Genomic DNA, 14,870 nt, shown 5'->3' on the forward strand with positions numbered 1-14,870 from the left:
CTGCCAAAAATGGCCAATAAGGTCCCGGGTATCTCTCATAGCGGCATAGCGTCGTCCCAGACCGGAAACCCCGTGTCGTGGCGCTACGTCGCCTTTTTCACCTACGTCACGCAACGGCGCGCGACAGGAGCCAGAGGACATGCAGACCAAGCTGGACGAAGCCAAGGCCGAGTTGCTCGCACGGGCCGCCAAGGTAGCTGACAACGGCCCGGGCGGTGGTGTCGGCGGCCCGGGAGGTACCCCCCGGGTGCAGGTTGCAGGCACCGGGGCCGAGGGCACCGGCGCCGGGCAGGACGAGCTTCCCGGCCAGGATGTGCTGCTCTCCTACCTCCAGCGCTACTACCTGCACACCGCTCCGGAGGACATCGCGGGCCGCGACCCGGTCGATGTCTTCGGCGCCGCTTCCTCCCACTACCGGCTCGCGGAGAACCGCCCGCAGGGCACCGCGAACGTCCGGGTGCACACCCCGACCGTCGAGGAGAACGGCTGGACGTCCAGCCACTCCGTGGTCGAGGTCGTCACGGACGACATGCCGTTCCTGGTCGACTCCGTCACCAACGAGCTGTCCCGGCAGGGCCGCGGCATCCATGTCGTGATCCACCCGCAGATCGTCGTCCGCCGCGATGTCACCGGCAAGCTCATCGAGGTCCTCACCGAGGGCAACGGCCTCTCGGCGGCCCCGCAGGCCCGCAAGGGCGCCGACGGGACCAAGGAGACCAGGACCGCGCTGCCGCACGACGCGGTCGTCGAGTCCTGGATCCACGTCGAGATCGACCGCGAGACCGACCGCTCCGACCTCAAGCAGATCGACGAGAACCTGCTCCGGGTGCTGTCCGACGTACGGGAGACCGTCGAGGACTGGGACAAGATGCGTGACGCCGCGCTGCGCATCGCCGACGACCTGCCCGGCGAGCCGCTCGACGCCCTCGCCGACGAAGAGGTGAACGAGGCGCGGGAGCTGCTGCGCTGGCTCGCCGCCGACCACTTCACCTTCCTCGGCTACCGCGAGTACGAACTGAGGGAGACCGACGCACTGGCTGCCGTCCCCGGCACCGGCCTCGGCATCCTGCGCTCCGACCCCCACCACAGCGAGGACGAGGCGCACCCGGTCAGCCCGTCCTTCGACCGGCTGCCCGCCGACGCCCGCGCCAAGGCCCGTGAGCGCAAGCTGCTCATCCTGACCAAGGCGAACAGCCGGTCGACCGTGCACCGCCCCAGCTACCTCGACTACGTCGGGGTGAAGAAGTTCGACGCCGACGGCAATGTCATCGGTGAGCGCCGCTTCCTCGGACTGTTCTCGTCCGCCGCCTACACCGAGTCCGTGCGCCGGGTGCCCGTCATCCGCCGCAAGGTCGCCGAGGTGCTGGAGGGCGCGGGCTTCTCGCCGCACAGCCACGACGGCCGCGACCTGCTGCAGATCCTGGAGACGTACCCGCGCGACGAGCTCTTCCAGACGCCCGTCGACCAGCTGCGCTCCGTCGTCACCTCCGTGCTCTACCTCCAGGAGCGGCGCCGGCTGCGGCTGTACCTGCGCCAGGACGAGTACGGGCGTTACTACTCCGCGATCGTCTACCTGCCGCGCGACCGCTACACCACCGGCGTGCGGCTCCGGCTGATCGACATCCTGAAGGAGGAGCTCGGCGGCACCAGCGTCGACTTCACCGCGTGGAACACCGAGTCGATCCTGTCCCGGCTGCACTTCGTCGTCCGTGTCGCACCCGGCACCGAGCTGCCCGACCTCACCGATGCCGAGAAGGACCGCATCGAGGGCCGTCTCGTCGAGGCCGCCCGCTCCTGGTCGGACGGCTTCCAGGAGGCGCTGAACGCCGAGTGCGGCGAGGAGCGTGCCGCCGAGCTGCTGCGGCGGTACGGTCACTCGTTCCCCGAGGGCTACAAGGCCGACTACTCGCCGCGCTCCGCCGTCGCCGACCTGGTCCACCTCGAAGCGCTCAAGCACGACGAGCAGGATTTCTCGCTCAGCCTGTACGAGCCGGTCGGCGCCGCCCCGGGCGAGCGCCGCTTCAAGATCTACCGGACCGGCGAGCAGGTGTCCCTCTCCGCCGTCCTGCCGGCGCTCCAGCGGCTCGGGGTCGAGGTCGTCGACGAGCGTCCGTACGAGCTGCGCTGCGCAGACCGTACGCACGCCTGGATCTACGACTTCGGTCTGCGGATGCCGCAGGTCAACGGCAGCGGCAACTACCTCGCCGACGACGCCCGCGACCGCTTCCAGGACGCATTCGCCGCGGTGTGGACCGGTGAGGCCGAGAACGACGGCTTCAACTCCCTGGTGCTCGGCGCCGGCCTGAACTGGCGGCAGGCGATGGTGCTGCGCGCCTACGCGAAGTACCTGCGGCAGGCCGGTTCGACCTTCAGTCAGGACTACATGGAGGACACCCTCCGTAACAACGTCCACACCACCCGTCTGCTGGTCTCCCTCTTCGAGGCCCGGATGTCGCCTGGCCGGCAGAGCGCCGGCACCGAGCTGATCGACGGTCTCCTCGAAGAGCTCGACGGGGCGCTCGACCAGGTCGCCTCGCTCGATGAGGACCGGATCCTGCGATCCTTCCTCACCGTGATCAAGGCCACCCTGCGCACCAATTTCTTCCAGCAGGCGGAGAGCGGCAAGCCGCACTCCTACGTCTCGATGAAGTTCGACCCGCAGGCCATCCCGGACCTGCCGGCGCCTCGCCCGGCGTTCGAGATCTGGGTGTACTCGCCGCGTGTCGAGGGCGTCCACCTGCGCTTCGGCAAGGTCGCCCGCGGTGGCCTGCGCTGGTCGGACCGGCGGGAGGACTTCCGTACGGAGATCCTCGGCCTGGTCAAGGCACAGATGGTGAAGAACACCGTCATCGTGCCGGTCGGCGCCAAGGGCGGCTTCGTCGCCAAGCAGCTGCCGGACCCGGCCGCCGACCGCGACGCCTGGATGGCCGAGGGCATCGCCGCGTACCGGACGTTCGTCTCGGCGCTGCTCGACATCACCGACAACCTGGTGGCCGGCGAGGTCGTGCCGCCCGCAGGCGTCGTCCGGCACGACGAGGACGACACCTATCTCGTCGTCGCCGCGGACAAGGGCACCGCGAGCTTCTCCGACATCGCCAACGAGGTCGCCGTCTCGTACGGCTTCTGGCTCGGCGACGCGTTCGCCTCCGGCGGCTCCGCCGGATACGACCACAAGGGCATGGGCATCACCGCCCGCGGCGCCTGGGAGTCCGTCAAGCGGCACTTCCGCGAGCTCGGCCACGACACCCAGACCGAGGACTTCACGGTCGTCGGCGTCGGCGACATGTCCGGTGACGTGTTCGGCAACGGCATGCTGCTCTCCGAGCACATCCGGCTCGTCGCAGCCTTCGATCACCGGCACATCTTCCTCGACCCGACGCCGGACGCCGCCACCTCGTACGCCGAGCGGCGTCGCCTCTTCGACCTGCCGCGCAGCTCCTGGGCCGACTACAACAAGGAACTGCTGTCTGCGGGCGGCGGCATTTACCCCCGTACCGCGAAGTCGATCCCGGTCAACGCGCACGTCCGCGAGGCGCTCGGCATCGAGTCAGGTGTCACCAAGATGACGCCTGCCGATCTGATGAAGACCATCCTCAAGGCCCGCGTCGACCTGGTGTGGAACGGCGGCATCGGTACGTACATCAAGTCGTCCACCGAGTCGAACGCGGACGTCGGCGACAAGGCCAACGACGCGATCCGCGTCAACGGCGAGGACCTGCGGGCCAAGGTCGTCGGCGAGGGCGGCAACCTCGGCGCCACCCAGCTCGGCCGGATCGAATTCGCCCGGGGCGGCGGCCGGATCAACACCGACGCGATCGACAACAGTGCCGGTGTGGACACCTCCGATCACGAGGTGAACATCAAGATCCTGCTCAACGGCCTGGTCCGGGACGGCGACATGACCGTCAAGCAGCGCAACAAGCTGCTCGCCGAGATGACCGACGAGATCGGGCATCTGGTGCTGCGCAACAACTACGCCCAGAACACCGCGCTCGCCAATTCCGTCGCCCAGTCCGCCTCCCTGCTCCACGCCCAGCAGCGCTTCATGCGCCGTCTCGGCCGCGACGGACACCTCGACCGGGCGCTGGAGTTCCTGCCCGCCGACCGGCAGATCCGCGAACTGCTGAACGGCGGCAAGGGGCTCACCCAGCCCGAGCTCGCGGTGCTGCTCGCCTACACGAAGATCACCGCGTCCGACGAGCTGATCAAGACAAGCCTGCCGGACGACCCGTACCTGCAGAAGCTGCTGTACGCGTACTTCCCCGCGCAGCTGCGCGCGCAGTTCCCCGAGGCGGTCGACGGGCACGCGCTGCGCCGCGAGATCATCACCACGGTGCTGGTCAACGACACGGTGAACACCGGTGGTTCGACCTTCCTGCACCGGCTGCGGGAAGAGACCGGCGCGTCGATCGCGGAGATCGTGCGGGCCCAGACCGCGGCGCGCGAGATTTTCGGCCTCGGCCAGGTGTGGGACGCCGTCGAGGCGCTCGACAACAAGGTCGCCGCCGATGTGCAGACCCGGATTCGGCTGCACTCGCGCCGGCTCGTCGAGCGCGGCTCGCGCTGGCTGCTCGGCAACCGGCCGCAGCCGCTGGAGATCGCCGAGACGATCGGCTTCTTCAAGGACGGCGTCGACCAGGTCTGGGCCGAGTTGCCCAAGATGCTGAAGGGCGCCGACCAGGAGTGGTACCAGTCGATCCTGGACGAGCTGACCGAGGCGGGTGTCCCGGACGAGCTGGCGCAGCGCGTCGCGGGATTCTCGTCCGCCTTCCCGGCGCTCGACATCGTGGCGATCGCCGAGCGCATCGGCAAGGACCCCCTTGCCGTCGCCGAGGTCTACTACGACCTCGCCGACCGGCTGGGCGTCACCCAGCTGATGGACCGGATCATCGAACTGCCGCGGAACGACCGCTGGCAGTCCATGGCCCGCGCCTCCATCCGCGAGGACCTGTACGCCGCGCATGCCGCGCTCACCGGGGATGTGCTGAGTGTGGGCAACGGGACGTCGACGCCGGAGGAACGGTTTGCGGCCTGGGAGGACAAGAACGCGGCGATCCTGACGCGTTCGCGCACCACGCTGGAGGAGATCCGGGGGTCGGACTCGTTCGATCTGGCCAACCTGTCGGTGGCCATGCGGACCATGCGGACGCTGCTGCGTACGCACGCGTAGTGGTCTGAGGGGGAGCGGCCGCCGGGCGTCCGGCGGCCGCTCCCCCCTCGAACGCCGGACGGGGCCGGGTGTGGTGTCCGACCTTCCGGCGGTGGGGGTGTTCTCGACCGCCGGAAGGGTTTGATTCCTGGACCGGTCACGGGCTGCCGCCCGCCCGCTGGGCACGGATGGGCGCTCTGCCGGCGCGCGGCGAACCGGAGGAGCGGGCTGCTGCCGCTGTGGGGGAGTACGCCCGCGAGTGACCGCGCCGCCCGCCGCCCCTAGTTCTCGGCGACGGACTTCACTTCTTGGTGGTGAACTTCTCGTACGCGGCGACGACTTCCTTCGCCGGACCGTCCATCCGCAGCGTCCCCGCCTCCAGCCACAGTGCCCGGTCACATGTCTCGGTGATCGACTTGTTGCTGTGGCTGACCAGGAACACCGTGCCCGCCTCCTGACGCAGCTCGATGATCCGCTCCTTGCTGCGCCGCTGGAACTTGGCGTCGCCCGTGGACAGTGCCTCGTCGATCAGCAGAACGTCATGGCTCTTGGCGGCGGCGATGGAGAACCGGAGCCTGGCCCCCATGCCCGACGAGTACGTACGCATCGGCAGGGTGATGAAGTCGCCCTTCTCGTTGATGCCGGAGAAGTCGACGATCTGCTGGTAGCGCTCGCGGATCTCGTCACGCGTCATGCCCATCGCCAGCCCACCGAGGATGACGTTCCGCTCGCCGGTCAGATCGCTCATCAGCGCGGCGTTCACGCCGAGCAGCGACGGCTGCCCCTGGGTGTGCACCCGGCCCTTCGACGGCGGGAGCAGACCGGCGATCGCCTTCAGCAGCGTCGACTTCCCCGAGCCGTTGGAACCGATCAGGCCGATCGCCTCGCCCTTGTAGGCGGCGAAGCTGACGCCCTTCACGGCGTGCACCTCGCGCACGCCGGGGGCCTGCCGCCGGGAAGCGATCCTGCTGAGAGCCGAGGTGGCGCTGCCCTTTCCGGTGCGCGCGCCGTTGACCTTGTAGGTGATGTGGACGTCGTCCACGACGACGGTCGGTACCCGCTCGTTGTTGTCCGTCATGTTCTCAGCCACGTCCGTACAGCTCCTCGGCCTTCCAGAAGTACACGAAGCCGCCCACTCCGCACACGAGCGCCCAGCCCGTGGCGACGGCCCACACATGCGGGGGCAGCTGCGACCCGCTGAAGCTGTCGATGAATGCGAACCGCATCAGGTCGATGAAGACGGCGGCCGGATTGCACTCCAGTGCCACCTTCACGAGGTGCGGACCCCTGTCCCCCAGCTTGTCCTCGATGCTGAACATGACGCCCGACGCGTACATCCAGGTGCGCAGGACGAACGGCGTCAGCTGCGCGACGTCCGGGGTCCGGGCGGCCAGCCGCGCCACGACCATCGAGAGCCCGGTGTTGAAGACGGCCTGAAGAATCAGCGCCGGGATCGCCAGCAGCCACGACGGCCGGGGGAACTGCCCGAACCCGATCAGGATCAGGACCAGCGCGCCCAGCGAGAACAGCAGCTGCTGGAGCTGCTGCAGCGCCAGCGCGACGGGCAGCGAGGCGCGCGGGAAGTGCAGCGCCCGGACGAGGCCGAGATTCCCGCTGATCGCGCGGGTGCCCGCGGTGATCGAGCTGGCGGTGAAGGTCCAGATGAACACGCCCGTGACGAGGAACGGAACGAAGTCCTCGACGTTCTTCTTCGTGTTCATCACGACGCCGAAGATGAAGTAGTAGACCGTCGCGTTGAGCAGCGGGGTCATGATCTGCCAGATCTGGCCGAGCTTCGCCTGGCTGTACTGGGCGGTGAGCTTGGCGGTGGCGAACGCCGTGATGAAGTGCCGCCGGCCCCACAGCTGCCGGATGTACGCGCCGAGCGTCGGCCGTTCCCCGCTCACGGTCAGCCCGTGCCGGGCCGCGAGCGCGGCGAGCTCACCCGGCTCGTGGACCGGAAGGAGGGGGGTGGGGGCTGCGTCGGTCACCGCCGGGGTGGTCGGCGGGGCTGTTGTCTGGCTCACCACGATCGCTTTCGACGGGAGGACAGGAACCATCGCGAACGCCGGAACGGAACCGTATCGTCGCAACGCCGAGAGTAGGACGTGACCACGTCGCAACGCAACCGTTTCGTCGTTACGGACTATCATTCGGGTCATGACCACCGACCCGGGAACCCGCCGCCGCGTCCCCGCCGGAGCCGCAGTGCTGCGCGAGGACGTGACCGATGCCATCCGCAGCGCGGTCTTCGAGGAACTGGCGGCGGTCGGCTTCGCCCGGATGTCGATCGAGGGCATCGCCCGGCGCGCGGGCGTCGGGAAGACCGCCGTCTACCGCCGCTGGAAGTCCAAGCTGGCGCTCGTCCTTGACCTGGTCTCCGCCGTCGCGGTCCAGGGCATGCCGGCGCCGGCCACCGGTTCGCTGTACGGAGATGTCCGCGCCGTGCTCCAGCTGGCCGCCTATGCGCTGCGCCACCCCGTCGCCTCGCAGGTCATCCCGGATCTGCTGGTCGAGTCGGCGCGCAACCCGGAGATCTCCGACACGATCAAGTCGGCCCTGCTGGACCCGCAGCAGGGCATCGCCGCCGTGGTCGTCCGGGACGCCGTCGCCCGCGGTGAGCTGCCCGAGGACAGCGACCCGGACCGCGCCCTGGACCTGATCGTCGGCCCGCTCTACTGGCGGCTCGCCGTGGTCCGTGGCGATCTACCCAAGGGCTATCTGGACGATCTGGCCGAATCGGCTGTCGCCGCCCTCAAGAAGAACTGACCGCCCGACCATCGGCTGCCCCCGGACCGGTCCGCCTACCGGACCTCGCACGGCGCGTACGCCGGCCCGCTGTCCGGCCGCCCCGGCGACACCCCCGGAGCTGTCGCCGCCACCGAGGGCGAACTGCCGGGGGACTTCGGACAGGGGAGCGGAGGTCACAGCGGGCGGCCGGGTTCCGGGGCATGCTCCGGGAGCGGTTCCGTCCGCACCACGGCGGCCACGCCGCCGACCGCGTGGTGCGATGGTGTTCCTGAACGGATTGTGATGTCACTCGTTCGAGGCCGTAACCGGTGACCCCCGGCTGTTCACGCGGTTGAGCCATACGGACAACCAGGCCCCGATGAACGGACGTGCTCAACATGCCGCCACGGCTCAGTGTCGTCGTCCCCGTCTACAACGTGGAGCTCTATCTGACGGACTGCCTGAAGTCCCTCGCGGAGCAGACCATGGACGACCTGGAGGTGGTGATGGTCGACGACGGGTCCACCGACGACAGCGCCGCCCTGGCCACTGCCTTCGCCGAACAGGACAGCCGGTTCCGGCTGGTGAGCCAGAAGAACGGCGGCCTCGGGCACGCCCGCAACACCGGGGTCCGCAACTGCGACCCGGACAGCGGCTACGTCGCCTTCGTGGACAGCGACGACATCGTGCCGCCCCGGGCGTACGAACTCCTCGTCGGCGCACTCGACGAGACGGGATCGGACATCGCATCCGGCAATGTGCTCCGGCTGCGGGCCTCCGGCAAGCTCCAGCAGTCGCCCAACTTCCGCAAGCCCATGGCGACCACCCGGCTGCGCACCCACATCTCCCGAGACTGGGACCTCGCCGCCGACCGGATCGCCTGCAACAAGGTCTTCCGCCGGTCCTTCTGGGACGAACACGCCTTCGCCTTCCCGGTCGGCACCCTCTACGAGGACATCCCCGTCGTCCTCCCCGCCCACTTCCTGGCCCGCTCCGTCGATGTCGTCAAGGACGCCGTCTACCACTGGCGCGACCGGGCCGGCTCGATCACCACCCGCCGCGCCGTCGTCCGCGGCATCCGGGACCGGGCCTCGCACGTACTGGGCGTCTCCACCTTCCTCGAACAGCACCGCAGCGCGGCCGACAAACGCCGCTACGAGGCGCATGTCCTCGCCAACGACCTCTGGTACTTCATGGAGGCGCTGCCCGACGGGGACGACGAGTACCGCCGCGCCTTCCTCACCTACGCCAACGAGTTCACCGACCAGGTCGACCCGGCCGTCCTCGACGGGCTGCCGCTGCGGCTGCGGCTGATGTGGCATCTCGTACGCGAACGCCGCACCGGCGAACTGCTGGAGCTGCTCGCCCACGACAAGGCCGAACCGGGTGCCTTCGCCGTACGGGGCGTGCGGCGCCACAGCGCCTCGTACCCGGCCCTCACCGGACCGGTACCGAGCTCGGTGCTACGGGTCGGCGACCGGGACCTGCCCCTCACCGCCCGGCTGCGCGAGGCGCACTGGCAGGGCGGCAAGCTGCACCTCAAGGGGTACGCGTACATCCGTAACCTGCCTGCCGGCTCGTGGCACAGCGAGTTCCGGGCCGGCTGGCTGCGGGCCGGGCGCCGGCATGTGGTGCCGCTGCGGCTGCGTACGGTCGACGAGCCGGAGGCCACCGTCCGCTCCCGGCAGAGCCTGCACGACTACGACCGGTCCGGCTTCGAGACGGTCATCGACCCGGCCCGGCTCCGGATCTCCGCCGACGGTGACACCGAACGGCTCACCTGGCGCCTCGAAGTCGGCATCGCCGGACACGGGATGCTGCGCCGCTCCGACGTCTCCACCGACGTGGCTGCGGCGGCGCCGCCCGTGCACCGGCCGGACGGCGACCACCGCATCGTGCCCGTCTTCGAGAGCGGCAAGCTGGTGGTGCACGCGGAGCGGATCGACGCCCGGTTCGAGACGCACCGGGCCGGCGACGCGGGCGACGGGACCGCCACCGTGGTGATCAGTGGCATGATCCGCGACCGTCTCGGCAAGGGGCCGCTCCGCATCGGTCTCACCCACCGCGCCTCCGGCACCTCCCTGGACTTCCCGGCGACCGTCCACGAGGGCGCCGTTCCGTCGACGTCGGGCTGGCGGCGCTTCACCGCCGCGATCCCGCTCGCAGCGGTCACCGACGCGCGGCCGACGAAGGAGGCGGCCACCCTCGCGTACAGCCTGCATCTGGTCGGACCGGACGGCCGCAGGACACCGATCGACGTGCCGGGGCCCGTTCCGCCGGGCCGCTACCAGATCGGTTCGCCCGCACCGGAAGAGGGCGGCGACGGGCCGCGGGAGCTCGCGCTCACCACCAGCTCCCGAGGCAACCTGCTGGTCAGCGACCGGCCCGTGCAGCCCTCCTGCGAGCTGGCGAGCTGGACGGAGGACGGGCTGCTGCTCCTGGAGGGCACCTTCCCCGACGACCCCGACCGGCCCGTCGAGCTGGTGGCCCGGCACAGCGGGCACCACGAGGAGGCCGTATTCCCGGTGGTGTTCTCCGGGCCTGCGCAGGCCCGGCGGTTCCGGGCCGAGCTGCGGCCCGACGCCGTCGAAGCGCCCGGTGGCCCACTGCCCCTGGGGGAGGGCCACTGGTACTTCTTCCTCCGCCCGAAGGGCGCCGCCGACGACACGGGCGACATGCCGCTGCGCATCCCGGCCGCCGCCCACCGCACCCTTCCCGCCGCCCGTACGCTCGTGGGCCGTACCTACGTCATCGAGCGGCGTTACCACGACCAGCTGCTCGTCAACGCCGCATCCATGCTCGCCCCGGCGGAACGCGGCGCCCGCGGCAGGCGGCTGCTGCGCGAGGCGTACGCCGGACAGCGCACCGCCGCCCTGCGCGACACCGTCCTGCACAGCAGCTTCGACGGCCGCCAGTACTCCGACTCGCCGCGCGCGATCTACGAGGAACTGGCCGCCCGCGCCACCGCGTTCGAGCATCTGTGGGTCGTACGCGATCAGCAGGCCCGGATCCCCGCGGGCACCACCGCCGTCGTCCACGGCTCCGCCGCCTGGCACGAGGCGCTGGCCCGCAGCCGCCACATCGTCACCAACACCCAGTTGCCCGAATGGTTCGAACGGCGCGACGGCCAGACTGTCGTCCAGACCTGGCACGGCACCCCGCTCAAGCGCATCGGCCTCGACCTCGCGGGCACGGCGCAGGCCAATGCCGCCTACATCGCCACCATCGAACAGCGCGCCGGCCAGTGGAGCGTCCTGGTCTCCCCGAACAGCTTCTCCACCCCCGTCCTGCGGCGCTCCTTCGGCTATCGGGGGGAGATGCTGGAGTGCGGCTATCCCCGTAACGACCTCTTCCAGGCCTCGGACCGCACCAAGGTGGCCGCCGCGGTACGGGAGCGGCTGGGGATCCCCGCGGGCAAGCGGGTTGTGCTGTACGCGCCGACATGGCGTGAGGACCGGCCGCGGAGCGGCGGCAGATTCGCCCTCGACCTCCAGCTCGACCTGGCCGCCGCGGAACGCGAACTCGCCTCCGACACCGTGCTGTTGGTGCGGCGGCACTATCTGGTCACCGACCGGCTCCCGGACACCGGCAGCGGTTTCGTACGCGACGTCTCGCGCTATGGGGACGTCGGTGAGCTGATGCTGATCAGCGACGCGCTCGTCACCGACTACTCCTCGCTGATGTTCGACTTCGCCCAGACCGGCCGCCCGATGCTGTTCCACACGTACGACCTCGCTCACTACCGCGACACTCTGCGCGGCTTCTGTTTCGACTTCGAGAACCGCGCCCCAGGCCCGCTGATTGCCGACTCCGCGGACCTCGTCGAGGCGCTGCGCGACCCGGTCCGGGCCACCGCGGGACACGCGCAGGCGTACGAGGCATTTCGGCGGGACTTCTGCGACCTCGACGACGGGCATGCGGCGCAGCGGGTGGTCGACCGGATGCTGCAGCCCGAGCCCCGGTAGTCCACCCCGCAGTCCGGTTCCGGTTCCCGTGCCATTGCGGGACCGGAACCGGACTCCGGGGTGAAGCGGTGGTGAACGACAGGAAGCGCCCGCGCAATGGGGGATAACGTAAGCCGTTCGAGTGATTCGCGACGTCCGGTGTACGTGCAGATGGGCGGAGAGCGATTCACTCGTTCGCTTAAGTATGTTGATCGGTGCGCTGGATAGCGGCTGCGGGTTGCTACGTTCGTTTTCATGGGTATCCGAACGTGGTGCGACGCCTGGAGCGTGCGGCGCGCAAGAGCTGTCGTGTTCGTCGCCGCGGCCATAGGGCTGCTCGTCAGAATGCTGATCGCGGCGAACACGTCAGGCCCCGCCGATGTTCGTATTTTCCAAGGTTTCGCCAAGGCCGTCACCGTTTACGGCCCCGTTCGCATTTATGAGCAGCCGCTGCCGGGCCTGCCCGTCTACAATCATCCGCCGCTGGCCGGCTGGATGCTCCTCGGACTGAATGAACTCGCCGAACTCGGAATTCCGTTCGGGACGCTGATCCGGTCACCTGCTTCGATCGCCGACTTCTTCTGCACACTCATCGTGTTCGAAATTGTCCGGCGGCGCCGCAATCTGCGCACCGCGGTCGCCTGCGGGATCGGAGTGGCCCTCAGCCCTGTGCTGATCGCCACCTCGGGCTACCACGGCAACACCGACGCGGTCGCCATCGCTTTCGCCCTCGCCGCCGCGTATCTACTGGCCGACCGGAGGTCGCCGCTGGCCGCCGGGGCGGCCGCCGCGCTGTCGATCAGCGTCAAGTTCATCCCGATCGTGGTGATCCCGGCGCTCTTCGTCGTCGCGCTGCGGGCCGGCCGACCGGTGTTCGTCCGCTTCACCGCGGGGTTCACCGCGCTGGTCGCGCTCGTCTGGGGACCCGTGCTGGTGACCGTGCCGGAGAACCTCAACGAGAACGTCCTGGAGTACACGGGGGGCACCTACCGCCTCTGGGGCCTCGTTCGGTTCGCCGATGTGCTCGGCCTACCGGAGTCCTTCATCGCCTTCATCCGCGGCGAGGGCCACTTCCTCTTCGTGCTGATCTGTGTGGCCGTCGGTGTCTGGCTGGCCTGGGTGCGGCCCGGGCAGCTGCCGGGTGTCGTCGCCGTGACGATGGGCCTCCTGCTGCTGCTCTCCACCGCGTCCGGCCTGCAGTACCTGACCTGGGCGGCCGCCGCGATGTTCGTCATCGGGTTCTGGGAAGGGGTCGCGTACAACTGTCTGCTCGGCTGGACAGCCATCCTCGGCTATCAGGGACGTTCCCCCGTGCGCTGGAGCGAAACGACGCTGCAACTGGGCACTGCCGGCTGGTTCGTACTCGCGGTCTGTCTGGTCAGCGGCGTCCGCAGGATCCTCGCCGCCCCGCCGGACGGGTCCCCGTCGTCCCCCGCAGAACCGGCATCGGTCACTGCGTCCCGCACCTCGCATCCGTTCGGTTCCGCCGTCAACTGACCACACCCGAGCACACTGGAGAACCTCCCGTGAAGGAAAGCACGAGCCCCAGGATCGGCATCCTGGTGGTCGCGTACAACGCCGAGACGACGCTGGAGAAGACCCTCGACCGGATTCCGGAGGATTTCCGGGCCCGGGTCTCCGAGATCCTCATTCTCGACGACGCGAGCCATGATGCGACCTTCACCGCAGGATGCCGCTGGTCGCTGGCGGAGGGAATGCCGCGGACCGTCGTGATGCGGCACACCAAGAATCTCGGATACGGCGGAAACCAGAAGGCCGGATACGCGCTGGCCGCCGAACACGGACTGGACATCATCGTGCTGCTGCACGGCGACGGACAGTACGCCCCCGAACTGCTGCCCGATATGGTCGCACCGATCGAGCGCGGCGAGTGCGAGGCCGTGTTCGGTTCGCGGATGATGAAGTCCGGCAGCGCCCTCAAGGGCGGCATGCCGGTGTACAAGTGGCTCGGCAATCGAATTCTCACCCGCCTGGAGAACAGGCTCCTCGGCTCGAAGCTCACCGAATTCCATTCCGGCTACCGCGCCTACAGCGTCGCGGCGCTCAAGAAACTGCCCATCGCCCGGAACACCGACGCGTTCGACTTCGACACCCAGATCATCGTCCAACTGCTCAACGAAGGGATGCGGATCAAGGAGATCCCCGTCCCCACGTACTACGGCGACGAGATCTGCTACGTCAACGGCATGAAGTACGCGAAGGACGTCGTCAAGGACGTCCTCGAATACCGCCTCGCCATCAAGGGGTTCGGCACCTGCGCCTGGATCCCCAAGCCCGTCGAGTACGCCTTCAAGGAGGGCGACGGCTCCTCGCACGCCGTCATCCTGGAGAAGATGCGAGCACTGCCGCCCGGCCGCGTCCTCGATCTCGGCTGCTCCGGCGGCCTGTTCGCGCAGCGTCTGGAGGCGCTCGGCCACGAAGTGACCGGCGTGGACTACATCGAGGTCCCGGGCGTCCGCGAGAAGTGCACGCACTTCCACCTCGCCGACCTGGAGGAGGGGCTGCCCGACGAGATCGGCGCCGACTTCGACTATGTGGTCGCCGGCGATGTCATCGAGCATCTCTCCCGCCCCGAACGCGTCCTCTCCGAGGCCGCGACCGTGCTCCGGCCGGGCGGCCATGTGCTGCTGTCCGTACCGAATTTCAGCCACTGGTACTCACGGCTGCGGGTCGCGCTCGGAGTCTTCGACTACGACCGGCGCGGCATCCTCGACGAGACGCATCTGCGCTTCTTCACCCGGGCCAGCCTGCGCCGCACCGTCCGGAACGCCGGCTACGACGTCCTCGACATCGCGTCCACAGGGGCGCCGTTCTGGTCGCTGCTCGGTGGTCGCGGACCGCTCGCCACGACCCTCGGCGGCCTGTCGAAGCTGCTGACCAAGGTCCGGCCGACGCTGTTCGGCTATCAGCACGTCGCACTGCTCACCCCGCATGCGGCCGAGACGATCATCGCTGGAGAGCACGTCGATGTACAGGACATCCTCAACCGACAGTACGTCCCTGCCGGCCGGGTCGGAGTCTGAGAC

Annotated in this window: 7 protein-coding genes; 5 read left to right on the forward strand and 2 right to left on the reverse strand. The window is 69.2% G+C overall.

The window, feature by feature from the left end; translation table 11 throughout:
• Window positions 1-139: 139 nt before the first annotated feature.
• Entirely contained in the window at window positions 140-5,170 is a 5,031-nt protein-coding gene (locus ACIA8E_RS17140; protein WP_399298752.1) for an NAD-glutamate dehydrogenase, read from the forward strand.
• A gap of 280 nt (window positions 5,171-5,450) precedes the next feature.
• On the opposite strand, the gene ACIA8E_RS17145 is transcribed toward ACIA8E_RS17140, so the two are convergent.
• The gene (locus tag ACIA8E_RS17145; RefSeq protein ID WP_399299159.1) at window positions 5,451-6,227 is read right to left on the reverse strand and encodes an ABC transporter ATP-binding protein; all 777 of its coding nucleotides are present in this window, start codon (window positions 6,225-6,227) and stop codon (window positions 5,451-5,453) included.
• A gap of 4 nt (window positions 6,228-6,231) precedes the next feature.
• Entirely contained in the window at window positions 6,232-7,179 is a 948-nt protein-coding gene (locus ACIA8E_RS17150) for an ABC transporter permease (protein WP_399298754.1), read from the reverse strand.
• 130 nt (window positions 7,180-7,309) lie between these two features.
• Here ACIA8E_RS17150 and ACIA8E_RS17155 point away from each other — a divergent pair, with 130 nt between their 5' ends.
• The 4 genes from ACIA8E_RS17155 to ACIA8E_RS17170 all read left to right on the forward strand — a co-directional run bounded on the left by ACIA8E_RS17155 (window position 7,310) and on the right by ACIA8E_RS17170 (window position 14,867).
• A complete protein-coding gene (locus tag ACIA8E_RS17155) occupies window positions 7,310-7,918 on the forward strand; it encodes a TetR/AcrR family transcriptional regulator (RefSeq protein ID WP_399298756.1) in 609 nt (202 codons plus the stop codon).
• Window positions 7,919-8,277: 359 nt separating this feature from the next.
• The gene (locus tag ACIA8E_RS17160) at window positions 8,278-11,844 is read left to right on the forward strand and encodes a CDP-glycerol glycerophosphotransferase family protein (RefSeq protein ID WP_399298758.1); all 3,567 of its coding nucleotides are present in this window, start codon (window positions 8,278-8,280) and stop codon (window positions 11,842-11,844) included.
• A gap of 234 nt (window positions 11,845-12,078) precedes the next feature.
• A complete protein-coding gene (locus ACIA8E_RS17165; RefSeq protein WP_399298760.1) occupies window positions 12,079-13,320 on the forward strand; it encodes a glycosyltransferase family 39 protein in 1,242 nt (413 codons plus the stop codon).
• A 29-nt stretch (window positions 13,321-13,349) separates the two neighbouring features.
• A complete protein-coding gene (locus tag ACIA8E_RS17170) occupies window positions 13,350-14,867 on the forward strand; it encodes a methyltransferase domain-containing protein (RefSeq protein ID WP_399298762.1) in 1,518 nt (505 codons plus the stop codon).
• Window positions 14,868-14,870 lie beyond the last annotated feature (3 nt).

The organism is Streptomyces sp. NPDC051664, from assembly GCF_044453545.1.
In the GTDB taxonomy this organism is placed as follows: domain Bacteria; phylum Actinomycetota; class Actinomycetes; order Streptomycetales; family Streptomycetaceae; genus Streptomyces.